The following is a 16,413-nucleotide window of genomic DNA, read 5'->3' as shown; positions in this document are numbered from 1 at the left end:
CTCAAATCATTTATCACAACAGCAATCGAGCGTCCTCAGATAAGCCATTGCCTTCTTGCGAAGCTTCTTTGCATCGGCGGCAGAAACACCAGATTTTCGAATTGCCCCCTGCCAAACATCCATCTGTCTCTTCGATGGCCGACCCGTTTTTGGATCAAAATCAAATGCATTTGTACCAAGCCCCAAATGCATTCTCGCCAGAGCATTCTCATTTGAGTGAATTGAGTCATGAGTATTTGGCTCAACTGCAATCGACGGATTATCCTTGTTTCTGCGTCGCTTGTTGGCACACCCCATTCTCACCAACGCCTCGTGGCGAACGAGCTCATGAACTTCGAGGCCATCACCTACATTATCGCCTCCATTTAATTTTCCATAGGTGCCAATTTGGTTCTTTGCTGCAAGGCCGAACGGATCAACGAACTGGACAGGGCTCGGTGCGTATTGATAGACGTTGATGCCACCAGCGAGTCCGATCGGGTCTTTGGATACGAATCGCCCGCTACTCGGATCATAGTACCGATTCCGGTTATACCTCAGCCCCGTCTCCGCATCCTCCTGCTGCCCTTGAAACCGAATCGGGTTCCGCGGCGCGATGCCCGCCCGCTGCGACACCCTCGCGATAACCTCCCTCGCTTCGCCCCAGGCCCGATACGCCGCCTCCCACACTACCTCGCCGGCCTCGTCCGTCATCAGCAACGGCGTACCGATCTGGTCACAGTGGTAGTAGAACAAATGCGCGTCCGACTGCCGTTCCGGTACACGTTGCAGCGGATCATTCTCCGGCACATACGGCTCGCCTTCTCGCCACACCGGCGTCTGAATCCCCGCAACCGGCTGCGCCGTCACATATTGGGCAAGCGGCACAAACGATTCCGGCTCGTACACATACTGCGTCGCGCCGCCCTCGCTGCTTTCATAAGCAAGCTGATCACCGTCCCAGCCGAACACCGTCCGCACGCCGTCCACGTCCTTGCCAATCCGACGTCCAAACGGATCATAGAAATACCGCGCTTCATGCTGCCGCTCAGATTCCTCGACACGCGCGACTCTCAACCGGTTGAATCCGTCCCACTCGTACTCCTGCCTCCCCGACGGCGAACGCTTCCCGATCAAATTCCCGCGCGCATCGTATTCGAAGTGCGTGCCCGCGTATTCCTTCAACAGATTGCCAAGCACTTTCGGCACTTCGGGCGGCAACGTGCTGTCCACGCTGTCCGGCACCACCGGGCTCGCTTTCGCCAGCCCCGGCGTGCGCGCGTGCTTGGGGCTGCCTGGATCAACGATGTTGCTTGCAGGGTCGAACGCAAAATGCTCCGCGCCGAGCGGCCCGATCGCCGCAATGAGGCGGCCGATCGGGTCATAGCGATAACTGATAAGCCCCTTCCGGCTGTCCTCGATATGCTCAAGTTGTCCAACGGCATCGTACCGATACCGGCGCTCGGCCAGCGCAGCCGGCGCATTCGATCGCCGAACCGCCTGCCGGGCAATCCGGCCGGCCGGATCGTATTGCGTCTGCTGCGCCAGTTTGCTCGACAGCGTCCGCCCCGTTTCGCGGTGCAGATCGTCACGCTCGAACTGGATTCGCTCCTCGCCATCGAGCACGAGCCCGTGTACGTGACCAGAGCCATAGGTCAGCCAGTCCAGCACATGCCCATCGGGTCGAACCGTCTTGATCCGCGTGCCGATTTCATCGTATTCGTGATGCCACACGTAGCTGCGCGATTCGCCGAACAACCGGTAAGCGTGATGCTCGCGAACCGGATTACCGACCGGATCGAAGAACACCTGCATCCGGCTATGACTGTTGCGCGCCTCGATGAGCCGTCCGCTCGCGTCGTACGCGAACCGCTCCTCGCTGGCCCCCGAGGTCCGGCGCGTAATCCGGCCGGCCTGATCGAACTCGAGTTCCGTCACCTGCCCGGCCTCATCGATCTTCACCGGCTGCAGCGTGCCTTCGGCGTATCCGTACGTCGTCCGCTTGCCGTCGAAACCGATCTCTTCCAGCAAGCGCCCCGCAGGATCGTAGTGGAACTGATAGGTCGCGCGATTCGCATCGGTCAATGCAGTCAAGCGACCGAGACGATCATAGCGATATGAAAGCGTATAGCCGAGCGCATCGACGCGGCTTGCCACACGCCCCGCCACGTCGTACGAAAAACGCGTGACGCGCTCCATCGGATCGGTTTGGGACAGCAACCGGCCTTCCGCATCATGCGTGAATCGAACAGTACCGGCCGCCGACGATATCTCGCTCAACCCGCCATTCTTGCCATACTGGTAGACCGTGGCATTGCCCGCAGCGTCGATCGACTGCGCGAGTCGCCCATCGGTATCGTAGCGCCACTTCGTCACCTTGCCGGAACAGTCGGTGTACTGCAGCAATTGCCCGGCGTCGTCATAGACGAGCGAAGTCGCACCACCCTTGGCATCGACCATCTTGACCGGCATCCCTGCCGCGTTGTACGCGTATTTCGTCTCACGCCCGAGCGGATCCTTCTGCCCCACGAGATTGCCCGCGTCGTCATACGAACGCTCCCACACGTACCCTTCGGGATCCTTGAGTCGAACGAGTTGATCCTTGTCGTCGTACTCCATCGCGACAACCGCCCCGTCGACGCGATAGTGCTTCGTCATGTTCCCGCGCGCGTCGTAGTCCATCTCCTCGATGCCGCCGTCGCGATGAACGTGCATCACCAGGTTGTTGTCCTGGTCGCGCCGCATCCACTCCTCGGTGCCATCCGGATACGCGATCCGGTACATGTACCCGCGGATGTTGTAGTAGTACCGCGTGACGTTGCCCAACGCATCGGTCACATAGGTCAACCGGATGTTCGGATGCCACATCAGGCGAATGTCGTGACTGCCGTCATCGGCATATTCACGCACGCACTGTGCGTTCGTATTGTCGTCGCGCTCGGCCCCCTCCCACTCGAGGTTCATGCCGCGGCCCGTGCGATCCGTGTAGCGGGTAATCAGGTGGCGATGGTACGCATACTGGCGTGCGTTGCCGTAACGATCAGTTGCCCGAACCAGGTCGCCGTTCTCGTCGTATTCGTACTGCGCGAGTGTCCTGCGGGTATTCGCGTCGACGATCTGCTCGATCGTTGCGATACGCCCGTGACTGTCGTGACGAAACGCGAGCGTATGGCCGGCCGAGCTGACGAGCCGCGCCAGGCGATTCGCGTCGTCGTAATCGAGCGCGATCGTATTGCCCGCGCGGTCCTTCTGCAATGCGAGGCGGAACGAATCGCCGCGCTTCTCGTAGACATGAAGCAAATCGTGACCGTACGCGACAGTCACCCACGTGTCGTCGAGCCGGCTCAGCGTGACGCCTTCCACGCGATCGTCGTGAACCGCACCTGCAGCGAGCGCCGGGTATTCGATGTTGCGGCCGGTTGAGTCGCTGTAGATCCACTTACCGCCCCGATCATCGATCCGCGTCATGTACGGCGACAGCCAGCGCGCACCCTGTTCGCCGTCGTCGTATCCGGCCAGCCGGGACCGATAGACCCGCATCCACACGACAGGCATCGCACCCGGCAAGTCAAAATCGGCATGGGAAAACGTCTCGTCGCCGAACGAATAGCTGATCGCGCCGACCGATGCACCTACCCCGCACTCTTCGCAATGGTCGACACCTGCGCCCTTCGCTTTCGCCTCCTTCTTCGCCGCCGCAAGCGGCACCTGCGGCCGCCGGGCCTCTGCTTCCGTCGTGCCCTGCGACTTGATCGATGCGGTCCGCATCGCTTCACGCTTGTGCCGCAGTGCATTGATCAGCTTCAGCAGCAGCCACATCAGCTTGCCTTCGTCGCTGCCCTTCAGTTCCTTGATCTTGGCGACCACCACCGGCGCCAACGTGCGCAACGACGCCGCAATCGAGCGAATCGGCGCGACGTACTCCTCGGGAACGAGCCCTGCCGCCGTGCTGCCGGCGGAGTTGACGTTGCGCTTGCCGAGTGCCACGCCGGACTCGGACAGATAACCCCACGCCCCCTTTACCAGGTCCTTGCTGAGCCATCCGCTCTTCTTCATCAACTGCCGGTATTCGGCGGCTTGCCGTTCGTTCTTAGTCGGATCGAACAGCTTGCCCGCCACCACCGCGTCGATGCCGTCGGCCAGACCCGTGAAGATCTCCTGCGCTTTCGCCGCGCAATGGTCGATCAGGTCGTTGACCACGGCCTGCAGCTTCGTCAGGAAATCCTCGACCTCGGTCGAAAACGACGCCTGCACGTGCGTGACGACGATCGACACGACCGCGGCCCCGATGTCGCGCTTGTGAATCAGAAGCTGGTTACGGATCAGCGCCAGCAGCGGCCGTGCCGTGAGGCGCATCGGCGCCAGTACCGGCGGGAACGGAATCACGCCGATCAGGTTGATCGCCAGCCCGAGATAGTCGAGCAGTTCACCGCCACGCTTGCGGATGATCGAGACGATGTCGGTCAGGGCGTCGGCCAGCGCCATGAGGTTGTTGAGGACCGGAATCATGCTGGCTACCGTCGCCAGCCGGTCGACGTTGACGTAGCCGTTCGTCACGCTGATCAGCCACGCGTTGAAGCCTTCGCCGGACGCCACGACGTCGTCCGGATGCACATCGGTCAGCCACGGGGTGGCCTGCTCATATTCCGCGCCCGGCGGGAGTTTTTGATCTGCCATGCTCTCAGGTTTCTTCTCGTTGTTCGTTTTTTTGGCCCGCTGCAGCCGTCCCCGGTTCATCTCATGGAGGTCATGCCAGCGACCCGCGGCATTGTACCGACGAATGGACGACCGGAAAATGAAAGGTCACGGCTCTCTAGCCCACCCCCGAAACGGCGCATTGCACCCTATTTGTTGGCACGCCTTGCCCCGAATGTTATGTAAATTCGGTAACCATCTATCTGGCCCGTCAGCGTCACCGGGCACCACGAACCGCGACCTTTCCTGCGTGGCACGATCCACGCAAGCCCCGTAAACCGGAGCACAAGCCGCCGGAAATGGCCCGCCCCCCCTCACCGCGCCCCAATTCCGCCCCCGCAGATTCGGACATCGCTCGTCCCCACACCCCGGTAACATGCTACCGGGCCAACCACCGGCTTCCGGGCGCCCTTCGGCGACCTGAATTGTCGGCAAATCGTAAGCATTCCATGTCCATACAACGACTATCCATCTACGCTCGCCGGATCGCCCTGATCGCGCTGCTGCAGTTCGCGGCGATCGCGACCGCGTCGGCGTTTCCGGCGGCCGCCTCGGCCCCGAACGCGAGCGGCGTCGGCGCGCCCGTCCCGGCCATCTCGCTGAACGACGCCATCGCGCAGCTCAAGCAGATGCAGGCCGAACTCGACCGCATCAAGCAGCAGACCTCGAACGCGTCCAACAGCAAGGAGCTGGACGGGCTCAGCGACTCGACGCAGGAGTTGAGCACCGATGTCGAGAAGCTGCAGAGCGAACTCGTGCCGCAGCGTGCGCAGATCCAGGGGCAGCTCGACGTGCTCGGCCCCCCGCCTGCCGAGGGTGCCGCACCGGAAACGCCGGCCGTCGCGAAGCAGCGGGCCACGCTGAATGCGCGCAAGACACAGATCGACGCGGCGCTGAAGCAGGCCGCCGACCAGAAGGCCAGCCTCACGAACCTGAACGAGCAGTTCGCGAAGCTGCATCGCGGCCTGCTGAAGAACCAGCTCGCGTTCCGTTCGGGCGGCATTTTCAGTGCGCAGTTCTGGCTGCCGCTGTTCCATCTTTCGCCGGACGACGCCCAGCGGCTCGGGGATTTCGACGAAGAAATGCTCGACATGCTGCGCTCGTCGTGGGTACCCGGGCAAAAGGCGATCACGGTGCTGCTGCTGGTTGCCGCATTCGCGGCATGGATCGGCGGCCGCCGGCTGATCGAGCGCGGGCTCGCGTGGTTCTGCGTGAACCGCCTGCCGGCCACGCGTTTGCGCCGCAGCGCGCTGGCGTTGTCGACCGCGCTGGCGACGCTGCTGGCAACCGCCATCGCCGTCCAGATCTTTTACCTCGCCGTCGCGCGCCATTACGACCTCACGCCGGCGCTGAACGATCTGTGGGACCAGTTCGCGAAACTCGCCGCCACCTGTGCCCTGATCGCCGGGCTCGGCCGCGCGCTGCTCTGCACGAAGCATCCTTCGTGGCGCCTGCCCGCGCTCGCCGATCCCGTCGCGCTCGCGATGAAGCCGTTCCCCGGCATCCTGGCCGCGCTGCTGCTGGTGTCCGGCACGCTCGAGTCGATCAACCGGATCGTCGACACCAGCCTGTCGGTCACGCTGTTCGGCCGCGGGATCGTGTCGCTCGTCGTCGCGGTGACGGTCGGTGCATCGTTGCTGCGCTCGAACCGCGCGCGCAGCGCGCTCGCGGCCGCCGGCGAAGCGCCCGAGCAGCGCTCGACGCTCGCCGGGCTGATCCATGCCGCCGTCACGCTCGCCATCATCGCGACCCTGATCGCACTCCTGATCGGCTACATCACGGTCGCGCGCTTCATTACCTACGAGCTCGTGTGGTTCGAGATCGTGCTGGGCGCCACCTACATCCTGATCCAGCTGACGCGCGACGCGAGCGAAAGCCTATTCTCGTCGAGCCTGACGACGGGCCAGCAGATCAAGCACCTGTTCGCGCTCGAGGATCGCCACCTCGACCAGGCCCGCACGGTCCTGTCCGGCTTCGGCACGAGCCTGCTGATGCTGATCGCGGCCATCGCGCTGCTGACGGGCGGCTTCGGCACGACACCGGGCGACCTGATGGACAGCGCGGTCGCGATGATCGGCAGCCAGCGGCTGCAGAGCCTGAACATCATGCCCGACCGGATCATGAACGCCGTGATCGGGTTCGCGATCGGCTTCTACCTGCTGCGCTCGCTGCGCCGCTGGCTCGACAGCGAGTTCATGCCCGCGCTCGGCATGGATACCGGGATGCGCGTGTCGCTGATCACGCTGTTCACCAACGTCGGCTACGTGCTGCTCGTGCTGATGACGCTCGGGCTGCTCGGCGTCCGGTGGAACAACCTCGCGTGGATCGTCAGTGCGTTGTCGGTGGGTATCGGTTTCGGCCTGCAGGAGATCGTGAAGAACTTCGTGTCGGGGCTGATCCTGCTGACCGAGCGCCCGGTGAAGGTGGGCGACATGATCAGCATCGCGGGCGTCGAAGGCGACATCCGCCGCATCAACGTACGCGCGACCGAGATCCAGCTCAGCGACCGCTCGACCGTGATCGTGCCGAACTCGCAACTGATCTCGCAGAACCTGCGCAACGTGACGATGGGCAACAGCACGCAGGGCGTCGCGACGCTGGTGCTGACGTTCCCGCTGAACACCGATCCCGAGCAGGTGCGCGACCTGCTGCTCGAAGCCTATCGCTCGCACGCGGCGATTCTCGAGAAGCCGGCGCCGTCGGTCACGTTCAGCCAGCTCACGCCGGACGGCATCACGCTGAGCGTGACGGGCTACGTGTCGAGCCCGCGGATCGCCGGCTCGACCAAGAGCGACCTGCTGTTCGAGATCCTGAAGCAGTTGCGCGCGGCGGGCATCACGCTGTCGAGCCCGCAGATGCTCGTCGTGCAGAACATGCCGGCGGCGGGAGACGCATGACGCGGCTCGCACGCTTGCCGTCGCGCAGATGAACGAAGGGCCGGCACCGCAACGCGGCAGCCGGCCCTTTCTACTCCTACGCAGCGCCCTCCCGGGCGCCCCGCATCACACGTCGAACTTCACGCCCTGCGCCAGCGGCAGCTGACGGCTGTAGTTGATCGTGTTCGTCGCGCGGCGCATGTAGGCCTTCCACGCATCCGAACCCGACTCACGGCCGCCGCCCGTTTCCTTCTCGCCGCCGAACGCGCCGCCGATCTCCGCGCCGCTCGTGCCGATGTTCACGTTGACGATCCCGCAGTCGCTGCCCGCTGCCGACATGAACTGCTCGGCCTCGCGCATGTCGTTCGTGAAGATCGCCGACGACAGGCCTTGCGGCACCGCGTTGTGCAGTTCGATCGCGTCGTCGAAGTTGTCGTAGACCATCACGTACAGGATCGGTGCGAACGTTTCGCGCTCGACCACCGCCGATTGCTTCGGCATCCGTACGATGGCCGGACGCACGTAGTATGCATCCGCGTGACCGACGTCGACGCGCTCGCCGCCCTTCACTTCACCGCCCTGCTCGCGTGCATCGCCCAGCGCCTTCTGCATCGCATCGAACGACGCGCGATCGACCAGCGGGCCGACCAGCGTGCCTTCTTCAAGCGGGTTGCCGACCTTCACCGACGCGTAGGCCTTCTCGATGCGCGGCAGCAGCTGGTCGACCAGGCTGCGATGCACGATCAGGCGGCGCAGCGTCGTGCAGCGCTGGCCGGCCGTGCCGACCGCCGCGAACGTGACCGCGCGCACCACGAGATCCAGATCGGCGCTCGGCGCGACGATCATCCCGTTGTTGCCGCCGAGCTCGAGGATGCCGCGCGCGAGACGCTGGCTCAGCACCTTCGCGACTTCCTGGCCCATCCGCACGCTGCCCGTCGCGCTGACCACCGGCACCTTCTTCGATGCCGTCAGCACCTCGCCGACATCGCGCATGCCGAGCACCAGCTGGCTCAGCTCCGCCGGCGCGACGCCCGGGTGGGTCTTCTCGAATTCGCGGATCGCCTTCTGCAGCAGCACGTGGCATGCGATCGCGGTCAGCGGCGTCTTCTCGGACGGCTTCCACACGACCGAATCGCCGCACACGAATGCGAGCGCCGCGTTCCATGCCCACACCGCGACCGGGAAGTTGAACGCCGAGATCACGCCGCACACGCCGATCGGGTGCCACGTTTCCATCATCCGGTGGCCCGGGCGCTCGGACGCGATCGTGAGGCCGTAAAGCTGGCGCGACAGACCGACCGCGAAATCGCAGATGTCGATCATTTCCTGCACTTCGCCGAGGCCTTCCGACGTGATCTTGCCGGCTTCGAGCGTGACGAGGCGGCCGAGCTCGGCCTTGTGCTCGCGCAGCACGTTGCCGAACACGCGCACGAGCTCGCCGCGCACCGGCGCCGGCACCGTGCGCCACTTGAGGAACGCGTCGTGCGCGGCGTCGATCTTGCGCTCGGCGTCGGCGGGCGTGTCGACGGCCAGCGTCGCGAGCGTCGCGCCGTCGAGCGGCGAACGCGCGGTCAGCGCATTGCCTTTCCACTGCGCGAGATCGATATCGAGCGCGGCAAGAATGTCGTTGAATTGCATCACTTCCTCTTCAGGGACAGATTGATCGGTGCGGCGGCAACGCCGCCCGCGTGATTCGATTGGAGCGCGTTCGCGCGCCCTGTGCAAGCGGATGCGCCCCGCGGCAGGCCCGGTGCGCCGTTGGGCGCCTCGCACCGCGCCGCCGCCGGAAACCCGCCGGACGGCGCGCCCTCGCCTCGCAGGGCACGATCCATGAAACACATTGTCGGTGGCCACAAGTCGGGCCGCTATTGATATTAACTCACGACTTCATTCCGAAAACGCAACACCCGGGCGGGATGACACCGTGCGTTTCTTCGCTGATATCAGACTTACCCAAGGCCGGTGAACGGGCATTGGCGATGCTGCGACGGCGCATAAGTTGATGACAAAGCCGCATCACCCTGTTCGGAAATATCGTTTGCCGCCCGTGCACCGCGCACACACAATCGTTGCGGCGTCGAGGTGCAACGCACCCGGCGCGCCGCCGGCCGCCACCACGGCTGCCGGACGACAGACGAAGGCGCACGCATCGCGGCCCGGTTCATCCGGCCCGTTTCGGCACGCATCACCGCTGCCCGGCCCGCGGCCGGCAACGCGTCGCGCTTCGTCACCGAAAAAACAATCCCGGAGACAGCGCCCAGCGCCCGCCATGCATTCAGACGCCCGCCCCGATTCGCCCCGCCCCTCCGGCTCGCCGCCCGCGAAGCCGTCCCTCCACCGTGCGCTGCAGGCACGCCATCTGCGGATGATCGCGATCGGCGGCTCGATCGGCACGGGCCTGTTCGTCGCGTCCGGCGCGTCGATCTCGCAGGCCGGCCCCGGCGGCGCCATGCTCGCGTACATGGTGATCGGCCTGATGGTCTATTTCCTGATGACGAGCCTCGGCGAGATGGCCGCGTTCATGCCGGTATCGGGCTCGTTCGCGACCTACGGCGCGAAGTTCGTCGACGAAGGCTTCGGCTTCGCGCTCGGCTGGAACTACTGGTACAGCTGGGCCGTGACATTGGCCGTGGAGCTCGTCGCCGGGCAGCTCGTGATGAACTACTGGTTCCCGCATGTGCCGGGCGTCTGGTGGAGCGCGCTGTTCCTCACACTGATCTTCGCGCTCAACGCGCTGTCGGTGCGCGGCTTCGGCGAAGCCGAATACTGGTTCGCGCTGATCAAGGTGCTGACGGTGCTCGCGTTCGTCGGCGTCGGCCTGCTGATGATCTTCGGGATCATGCAGGGCGGCCCGAGCGCCGGCTGGGGCAACTTCACGATCGGCGACGCGCCGTTCGCCGGCGGCTGGGCGACGATGCTCGGCGTCGCGATGATCGCGGGCTTCTCGTTCCAGGGCACCGAAATGATCGGTGTCGCGGCCGGCGAATCGGAAAACCCGCGCACGACGATCCCGCGCGCGGTGAGCCAGATCTTCTGGCGCATCCTGCTGTTCTACGTGCTGGCGATCTTCGTGATCGGCGTGCTGATTCCCTACACCGATCCGAACCTGCTGAAGAGCGACGTGACCGACATCGGCGTGAGCCCGTTCACGCTCGTGTTCCGCCACGCGGGCCTCGCATTCGCGGCCGGCGTGATGAACGCGGTGATCCTGACGGCCGTGCTGTCGGCCGGCAACTCGGGCATGTATGCATCGACGCGGATGCTCTACAACCTCGCGGTCGAAGGCCGTGCGCCGAAGATCTTCGCGAAGCTGTCGCGCGGCGGCGTGCCGCGCAACGCGCTGTATGCGACGACGGCCGTCGGCGCGTTGTGTTTCCTCACGTCGCTGTACGGCGACAAGACCGTGTACCTGTGGCTGCTGAACACGTCGGGCATGGCCGGCTTCATCACGTGGCTCGGCATCGCGGTCAGCCACTACCGCTTCCGCAAGGGCTTCCTGAAGCAGGGCTACCGGCTCGACCAGTTGCCGTACCGGTCGAAGTGGTTCCCGTTCGGCCCGCTGTTCGCGTTCGTGCTGTGCGCGGTGATCGCGCTCGGCCAGGATTACCAGGCGTTCCTCTCCGACAAGATCGACTGGGTCGGCGTCGCCGCGACCTACATCGGCCTGCCGTTCTTCCTCGCGATCTGGCTCGGCTACGCAATCGTGCGCAAATGCCGTCTCGTGCGCTACGAAGACATGGAGATCGCACCGTGGATCGAACTCAACGCGACGCCCGAGCCCGCCTCCCAAGCCGAAACCGGCTACGCGGGCTACGTCGCCCGTCCGGCCAACCCGACGCCGGGCACCTGATCAGGCGGATCGGCCCGATCGACCCGGATCGCACCGGCCGCCATGCGAGCGCGGCAGCCGGTGCCCAGGCAACCCCCATTCGACGCGGCGCGCACGTTCAGGCAAGATCGACGCGCGCCGCCTGTTTTTCCGCCGTCAAGAGTCAACGAAATCGCATGCAGAACTTCTACGAAGCCACCGTTACCCGCCAGCCCTACCCGCAACTGACCGGCACGATCGACACGCAGGTCTGCATCGTCGGCGGCGGCCTCGCCGGCCTGTGCACGGCGCTCGGCCTCGTCGAGCGCGGCGTGCATGACGTCGTCGTGCTCGACAGCGAACGCGTCGGCTTCGGCGCATCGGGCCGCAACGGCGGCTTCGTCTTCGGCGGCTACAGCCTCGACAACGCCGACCTGCTGCGCACGCTCGGCCGCGACGAAGGGCGCCGGCTGTACCGGCTCACCGTCGACGCGGTCGACCTGATCCGCGCGCGGATCGCGCGCTACGGCATCGACTGCGACATCGTCGACCAGGGCGTGATGCTCGCGAACTGGTTCGACGATCCGTCCCGGCTCGACGGCGTGCGCACGCTGATGAAGGATGAGCTCGGCGTCGACTGGGAGCCCGTTTCGACGGACGCGCTGCGCAAGCGGCTGAAGACGCAGCGCTACTACGGCGGCCTGTTCGAGCCGAACGCCTTCCACTTCCATCCGCTCAAGTACGTGCTCGGCGTCGCGGCGGCCGCGTCGCGCGGCGGTGCGCGGGTGTACGAACGCTCGGCCGCGCTCGGCATCGCGCGCGAAGGCGCCGGTTACGTCGTGCGCACGGCACAGGGCACGGTGCGCGCGAAGGACGTCGTGTTCGCCGGCGGCGGCTACGCGCGCGGCGTGTCGCCGCGCATCGAGCGCGCGGTGCTGCCGATCGCAACCTACGTGATCGCGACCGAACCGCTCGGCGCGCGCCTGCCGGACGCGATCGACGCACCGTACGCGATCTACGACACGCGTTTCGCGTTCGACTATTACCGTCCGCTGAAGGACACGCGCATCCTGTGGGGCGGCCGGATCTCCGTGCTCGACCGCGGCCCCGACGCGATCGCGCGCCTGCTGCGGCGCGACCTGCTGCGCGTGTATCCGCAACTGGAAGGCGTGAAGGTCGACTACGCGTGGGGCGGGCTGATGAGCTACGCGCGGCACAAGATGCCGCAGATCGGCCGCGACGCGGACGGCGTGTGGCACGCGATCGCGTTCGGCGGCCACGGGATGGCGCCGACCACGGTGGCCGGCGAAGTGCTCGCGGCCACGCTGGCCGAAGGCCGGCCGGTGCCGGAAGGCTTCAACGCGTTCGGGCTCACGCGCACGTTCGGGCTGGCGGGCCTCGCTGCCGCCCAGCTCACGTATACGGCATACCAGGCCCGCGACGCGCTCGCGTCCTGCCGCCGCTGAGCGGCGGCCACGGCGGCCGAAACCGCCCTGCCGATTAGAGCGGAAGGTCGGCCGGGCGGGAATTTCCCACATGCTAGAATGGCTTTTCCAAGCCGCCGAAGCCACAATAAGTCCACATGAAAGCAGGAAGCAAGGCCGCCACGTCCGACACCCGCGCGCTTCCGTCCGATGCGCGGCGCAAATACGATCCCGAGCAAACCAAGCGCAACATCCTTGACGTCGCCACGCAGGAGTTCTCCGCGATGGGCCTGGCCGGCGCGCGCGTCGATGCCATCGCCGAGCGCACGAACACGACGAAGCGCATGCTCTATTACTACTTCGAAAGCAAGGAAGGCTTGTACGAGGCCGTGCTGGAGAAGGTGTACGGCGACATCCGCGCGCTTGAGCAGGAGCTGCATGTCGGCGACATGGAGCCGCGCGAGGGCATGCGCCGCCTCGTCGAATTCACGTTCGACTATCACGACAAGCATCGCGACTTCGTCCGCCTCGTGTCGATCGAGAACATCCACGGCGCGAAGTATCTCGAACAGCTCAAGTCGTTCAAGAACCGCAACGTCAGCATCATCAAGACGCTCGAGGAACTGGTCGAGCGCGGCGCGGCGAGCGGCGCGTTCCGCAAGGACATCGACGCATTCGACCTGCACCTGCTGATCAGCTCGTTCTGCTTCCACCGCGTGTCGAACCGCTACACGTTCGGCGCCGCATTCGGCCGCGATCCGTCGGCGCCGCGCCTGCGCGCGCGGCACCGCGACACGATCGCCGACGCCGTGCTGCGCTACGTCGCCGCATAAGCGGCGGCGCCGGCCGGTTTCCCTGCCAGACTCGAGCCGGGCGCGCGACATCCGCGCCCGGCGCTCCCTCGTGAGTCAGTCCGTCGGCGCGGTCGACGCCAGTGCGATCCGCGCCTTCTCTTCCGGGCTTCCCGCCACGTAATACTTCTTCGCCCAGCTCGAATCGGGTGCAAGCGCGAGCCGCGCATGCGTGCCCGTGCCGCCGTCCGTGCCGTGCTGCTTCGCATTGATCGCCAGTGCCCGCGCGCGGTAGTGCTCGTACAGCCGCAGGAATTCCGCGAGATAGATCGCCGCGATGCGCTGGTCGCGGATCTCGAGCAGGTTCTCGTCGTTGTACTGCTCGGAATTGCGGCTCATGTTCGCCGAGCCCGTATAGACGACCGGATTCGCACCTTCCGCATCGATCACGATGAACTTGTGATGGATCACGACAGGCGGAAAGGCCGGCGCCGGCTCCCCCGGAAACAACCGCAATTCCGGCTCGAAACCCTGCGGCACGGTAGCCGGCGAGAAATACTGGGCATCGATCACGTCGTGGTTGTCGCGGCTGCGGTGGTACAGCTCGAGGTTCGCGAGCGTCGCGGCATCGAGCGTCTGGCCGCCCTGCTGCCCGGCATCGGCCTTCGTCGCGCTACCCACGTTGATCTTGTTCACCAGCCCGAACATCATCAGCCCGCGGTCGCCGGCCGCGAAACACGCGTCGCGCAGCGCCGCGTCGGTCGGCATGAACAGGCAGAAGCACACCGAATGCTTCGCGGCCGCGATTGCGGCGACGATCGTGTCGATCTCGGTGCGCTGCCCCGCCGGCTCCGGCGAAAACGCGAGCCGCACCTGCGCGCTGCCGATCGTCATCGGTGCCGACCAGCCCGGCGACAGCTTCGCCGTCTCCGCGATCGACGGATTCCCGGCCAGCGCATGCGCGCGATCGTTGTACAGCGCGGCAAGCGCGGGCGAATCGAACGCGTGCAGCACGTTCGCCTGCTCCGTGAGCCCTTCGGTCGTGAAGTTCGCGGAACCGGTCAGCACGCGCGAGGGCGCGGCATTCGACGACGCATCGGTCACGATGAACTTGTCGTGCATGATGTGCGTCTTGTCGCGCGGCGCGAGCGTCGCGAGACCCTGCAGCGCATCGACGGCCGGCTGGTTCGGCGACGGCAGCGGCGGCTTGCCCTTGCGCGCCGTCGTGTGCGCGTCATAGACGATCGCGAGCGACGCTTCGCCGTGCTGGCGTCCGAACGCTTCGAACGCGGGCAGCGCCCACAGCGTGTCGGTCAGGTGATAGACGGCCGACGCGGCGCGCGACGCGGGGTCGAGCATCTCCGCGAACACCTGCTCCATGTCGTTCGCGAGCCACGTGCGCAGCTTCAGCGCCTGCGCCGCGCTCGGCGCCGCATTCGGCGCGAGGCCCAGCGCCGCCACCTGCCTCGCGAAGGCCTGCGAGCTGACCACCGCGCGGTTGAACCACGTGCCGATGCCGTCCTCGATGTGCGCGGGTAGCACGACGTCGCACACGCCGGCTTGCGCGTCGAGCACCTGCAGGTTCGCCGGCGTGCCGACGACCGGATACACGTCGTAGCGGAACGCCGCGCCGCGATCCTGCGGATCGATGCGTGCATCCCACCACATGAATTTCTGGATCGGCGCCTGGTCGGTCGGCGCATCGCCCTGAGTTTGTGCGGCGGGGCCGTCGAACGTCAGGCGGTTCGGCAACCAGCTGTTAGGCGCGCGCGTCTTGCCGTCGGCCGACCAGAAGCCCGGCGTGCGCCGGATCGCGAAGCCGAGGAAATCGGACCGCGACGCCGCATCGGGCCAGTCGAAGGCCAGCAGGACCAAGGTGGGGGAAAGATAGCTGCGCACGCTGACGGTCATTCGTTGCTCCCTGGCCTTGCGGCCGGTCGAGGTGAATGGGTCAGTCTTGACGGCAGTTCTTCCCTGCGGATGACGGTTCGATGAACCTTGTATGTCGGACGCGCGTCAGTCGCACACGAGCAGCTCGATCCCGCGCGCGGTCAGCGCACGGCGCACGGCCTTGTCGGGTGCGCGCTCGGTCACGAGATAACGGGCGGCGCCGGTGCCGTTGATCCGCACCGGCGTCACGCGGCCGAATTTCGAATGGTCGGCAACGATCATCGCGGTGCCGGCCGCCGCGATCATCCGGCTGCGCACCTCGGCCGCGAGCCGCGAGTAGTCGGTGCATTCGCCGTCGGGCGTGATGCCGCCGGCGCCGACGAACGCGAAATCGACGTGGTACTGCGCCAGCTGCTGGATCGTGTCGAGCCCGAAGGTGGCGTCCTCGTCGTCGGACAGCTCGCCGCCGAGCAGCGTCACGCGGTTGCCGTTGCGCCGCGCGAGCACGAACGCGGTACGCCAGTCGTTCGTGTAGATCGACAGCCGGTGACGGTCGGCGAGCGCGAGCGCAACCGCATGCGGCGTGCTGCCCGAATCGATCAGCACCGACGCATCGTCGGGCACGAACTCGGCCGCGCGGCGCCCGATCGTGCGCTTCGCCTCCGCGTTCGCGGCTTCGCGTTCGGACAGGCTCGGCTCGCGGCGATCCGCGGCCAGCGCGCCGCCGTGCGTCATCACGAGCAGGCCGCGTGCGGCCAGTGCGTTCAGGTCGCGCCGCACGGTCTCGCGCGACACGTCGAGCGAGCGGACCAGCTCCGCGACCGACAATGCGCCCGACCGTCCGAGCTCCGACAGGATGAATTGATGACGTTGTTCCGCCAGCATCGCGTGTGCGCCCGAGGCGACTGGTTATGGGTAAGCCAACCATTGTATTACGGCCGTTTGACCGG

General features: G+C 65.8%; 9 protein-coding genes. 4 read left to right on the top strand and 5 right to left on the bottom strand.

What is annotated here, in order from left to right; all coding sequences use genetic code 11:
* Window positions 1-6 precede the first annotated feature (6 nt).
* A complete protein-coding gene (locus CFB34_RS05945) occupies window positions 7-4,656 on the bottom strand; it encodes an RHS repeat-associated core domain-containing protein (protein WP_242808572.1) in 4,650 nt (1,549 codons plus the stop codon).
* Between the two features lie 467 nt (window positions 4,657-5,123).
* Here CFB34_RS05945 and CFB34_RS05940 point away from each other — a divergent pair, with 467 nt between their 5' ends.
* Complete coding sequence (locus CFB34_RS05940; protein ID WP_089441624.1) at window positions 5,124-7,571, top strand: DUF3772 domain-containing protein; 2,448 nt, start codon at window positions 5,124-5,126, stop codon at window positions 7,569-7,571.
* 105 nt (window positions 7,572-7,676) lie between these two features.
* Here the strand turns inward: CFB34_RS05940 and CFB34_RS05935 are convergent, their stop codons facing one another.
* The gene (locus CFB34_RS05935) at window positions 7,677-9,188 is read right to left on the bottom strand and encodes an aldehyde dehydrogenase family protein (protein WP_089441623.1); all 1,512 of its coding nucleotides are present in this window, start codon (window positions 9,186-9,188) and stop codon (window positions 7,677-7,679) included.
* A gap of 311 nt (window positions 9,189-9,499) precedes the next feature.
* Window positions 9,500-9,781, bottom strand: coding sequence for a hypothetical protein (locus tag CFB34_RS05930; protein WP_143329479.1), 282 nt, complete (start codon window positions 9,779-9,781; stop codon window positions 9,500-9,502).
* A 134-nt stretch (window positions 9,782-9,915) separates the two neighbouring features.
* Between CFB34_RS05930 and CFB34_RS05925 the strand changes: the two genes are divergently transcribed.
* The 3 genes from CFB34_RS05925 (at window position 9,916) to CFB34_RS05915 (ending at window position 13,615) form a co-directional block, all read left to right on the top strand.
* Window positions 9,916-11,400 carry an amino acid permease gene (locus tag CFB34_RS05925; protein ID WP_306427085.1) on the top strand — a complete coding sequence of 495 codons (1,485 nt, stop codon included), beginning with the start codon at window positions 9,916-9,918 and terminating at the stop codon, window positions 11,398-11,400.
* Between the two features lie 155 nt (window positions 11,401-11,555).
* On the top strand, window positions 11,556-12,824 hold the full coding sequence (locus CFB34_RS05920; protein ID WP_089441621.1) for an FAD-binding oxidoreductase: 1,269 nt from the start codon (window positions 11,556-11,558) through the stop codon (window positions 12,822-12,824).
* Between the two features lie 116 nt (window positions 12,825-12,940).
* Window positions 12,941-13,615 carry a TetR family transcriptional regulator gene (locus CFB34_RS05915; protein ID WP_011353990.1) on the top strand — a complete coding sequence of 225 codons (675 nt, stop codon included), beginning with the start codon at window positions 12,941-12,943 and terminating at the stop codon, window positions 13,613-13,615.
* 75 nt (window positions 13,616-13,690) lie between these two features.
* On the opposite strand, the gene CFB34_RS05910 is transcribed toward CFB34_RS05915, so the two are convergent.
* Together CFB34_RS05910 and CFB34_RS05905 are read right to left on the bottom strand one after the other, a co-directional pair.
* Window positions 13,691-15,484 carry a phospholipase D-like domain-containing protein gene (locus tag CFB34_RS05910; RefSeq protein WP_089441620.1) on the bottom strand — a complete coding sequence of 598 codons (1,794 nt, stop codon included), beginning with the start codon at window positions 15,482-15,484 and terminating at the stop codon, window positions 13,691-13,693.
* A gap of 105 nt (window positions 15,485-15,589) precedes the next feature.
* Window positions 15,590-16,348: a DeoR/GlpR family DNA-binding transcription regulator gene (locus tag CFB34_RS05905; RefSeq protein ID WP_069252505.1), complete on the bottom strand. Its 759-nt coding sequence runs from the start codon at window positions 16,346-16,348 to the stop codon at window positions 15,590-15,592.
* Between the last annotated feature and the right edge of the window lie 65 nt (window positions 16,349-16,413).

The sequence above is a fragment of the Burkholderia sp. HI4860 genome, assembly GCF_002223045.2.
Lineage (GTDB): Bacteria > Pseudomonadota > Gammaproteobacteria > Burkholderiales > Burkholderiaceae > Burkholderia.
The sequence above is the reverse complement of the archived record's forward strand: the minus strand, read 5'-3'. Positions and strand labels throughout refer to the sequence as shown.

Coding starts and splice junctions, on each gene's coding strand:
- CFB34_RS05910 (WP_089441620.1), bottom strand. CDS start 15,484: ATGACCGTCAGCGTGCGCAGCTATCTTTCCCCCACCTTGGTCCTGCTG.
- CFB34_RS05945 (WP_242808572.1), bottom strand. CDS start 4,656: ATGGCAGATCAAAAACTCCCGCCGGGCGCGGAATATGAGCAGGCCACC.
- CFB34_RS05935 (WP_089441623.1), bottom strand. CDS start 9,188: ATGCAATTCAACGACATTCTTGCCGCGCTCGATATCGATCTCGCGCAG.
- CFB34_RS05915 (WP_011353990.1), top strand. CDS start 12,941: ATGAAAGCAGGAAGCAAGGCCGCCACGTCCGACACCCGCGCGCTTCCG.
- CFB34_RS05920 (WP_089441621.1), top strand. CDS start 11,556: ATGCAGAACTTCTACGAAGCCACCGTTACCCGCCAGCCCTACCCGCAA.
- CFB34_RS05925 (WP_306427085.1), top strand. CDS start 9,916: ATGATCGCGATCGGCGGCTCGATCGGCACGGGCCTGTTCGTCGCGTCC.
- CFB34_RS05940 (WP_089441624.1), top strand. CDS start 5,124: ATGTCCATACAACGACTATCCATCTACGCTCGCCGGATCGCCCTGATC.
- CFB34_RS05905 (WP_069252505.1), bottom strand. CDS start 16,348: ATGCTGGCGGAACAACGTCATCAATTCATCCTGTCGGAGCTCGGACGG.